General features: G+C 70.2%; 1 protein-coding gene. It reads right to left on the minus strand.

What is annotated here, in order from left to right:
- A partial coding sequence (locus ACOV8S_RS14120) for a glycosyltransferase family 2 protein (RefSeq protein WP_448318859.1) occupies positions 1-1,856 on the minus strand: 1,856 nt, incomplete at its 3' end.
- Between the last annotated feature and the right edge of the window lie 164 nt (positions 1,857-2,020).

Consider the following 2,020-nt stretch of genomic DNA (forward strand, 5'->3'; position numbering starts at 1 on the left):
GGCGGTTCCGGTGCGGCGGCCGGCACGGGCTCCGGGGCGCCCACCGGGACCGGTTCCGGCGCGGGGGCGGCGTCCGCGCCCTCCGTCGCGGCGGGCACGGCCGTGACGTCGGCCGCGGTGACCGGTGCGGCGTCGGGCAGCGTGACCGGCACGGTGACCGGGGCGGCGGCCCGGCGGCGACGGGCCTCGGCCATCACCGTGTACCGCCAGATCACGACCGGGGAGAGGGCGATGACCAGGGCGAGCACCGCCCAGGTGCGCATCGCCGCGTGGGTGTGGCCGAGCATCTCGGAGGCCACCAGCGAGACGGCCAGCACCGCCGCCCAGAACAGGTGCACCCGGAAGGTGAGCAGCCGGTCCGCGCTGCTGTCGCCGCCCTTGGGGGTGACCACGAAGCGGCACGGGCGGCGCGTCAGGGCGGCGGTGAAGGACTTCAGGTAGATCGGCGCGGAGATCGCCGACATCGCCATCCCGGCGAGGCCGCCGGACCCCTTGGGCTCGTGCGGCGAGACGTTGTGCCGCCGGTTCCAGAGGTAGAGGCCGATCTGCAGGGCGGCGGCGTCGCTGTACAGCATCAGCCACACCGACGTGGACACCGAGGTGCCGGAGGCGCCGAACCACATGAACAGGACGCAGCTGAAGACGCCCAGGAACCAGTTGACCGCGGTCATCGGGTAGTAGCAGACCATCAGCGAGTACTGGAACAGCCGGCCGTACGGCATGCTGAACGGCGCCTTCCAGAACTGCTTGAAGAGCGTCTCGTAGGTGCCGCGCGACCACCGCATCTGCTGGGTGAAGAAGTCGGTCCACGAGGTCGGGCCCTCGCCGACGGCCAGCACGTCCGGGGTGTAGACGGAGCGCCAGCGCCGCCGGGTGCCGGGGTTGCGGGTGCGGTGGAGCTCGAACCCGGTGGCCATGTCCTCGGTGATGGAGTCGTACAGGCCGCCGATCTGCTTCACGGCGGAGATCCGCACGACGTTGTTGGTGCCGACGAACATCGGCGCCCGGTAGCGGTTGCCCGCCCGCTGGATCAGCGCGTGGAACAGGTACTGCTGCGACTCGGCGGCCTTGGTCACGGGGTTGGTGTAGTTGCCGTAGACCTGCGGCCCGACCACGAAGGCCACGTCCGGGTCGCGGAAGTAGCCGAGCATCCGCTCCAGGAAGTTGGGCAGCGGCACGTGGTCGGTGTCGACGGAGGCGAAGAAGTCGTACTCGTCGCCGTGGGCGTCCAGCCAGGCGTTGTAGTTGCCGTGCTTGGTCTTCGCCTTGTGGTGGCCGGTGGGGCGGTTCCAGCGGTCGACGCCCTTGCGGGAGAAGTGGCGCACGCCCAGTTCCCGGCACAGGGTCTTGGCCTCGTGGTCGTCGCCCTCGTCGAGGAGCCAGACGTCCAGGTGGCCGTCGTGGGTGATGCGGGTCGCGCCCTCCAGGGTGGCGCGGAGCATCGCCAGCGGCTCCTTGCCGGGGACGTAGGTGGTGATGAAGGCGACCCGGGTGCCGGGCGCGGGGGTCACGGGCACGGGGTCGCGGGCGACCATCGTGGCGTGGGCGACGGAGAAGACGTTCACGACCATGAAGAACTCGATCAGCCCGATCCCTATCAGCATGGCCACGTCGAGCACGGCCAGCCAGAGCTGGGTCTCGTCACGCTCCACCCAGTGCGTGGGCCACACCAGGTAGACCAGCAGCAGGCCGGTGAGCAGCGGGGCGAGCGCCATCATCGCGACGGCGCGCCACCGGTGGGGCTCGCGTGCGAGCAGCGACGTGTACCGCACTCGGTAGGGCTCGTCGGCGGGCGGCTCGGTGAGCGGGCCCGCCAGTCGGCTGTGGGTGTCGTAGTCGTAGCCCTCCGGCAGCACAGCACCCTCCAATGATCGAATCCGCGCTTCGCTGATCGAGAGTTCGAAGCCCGGGTTCGGAGATCGAAGATCGGCGATCAGGAACGGACAAGATGCTATCCACACAAAAATGGATATTCCGGGAGCTGTCGACTTGGGCGCGTCCGGGCGCGGAGGGCCGCGGG

The sequence above is a fragment of the Streptomyces sp. CO7 genome (assembly GCF_053474865.1).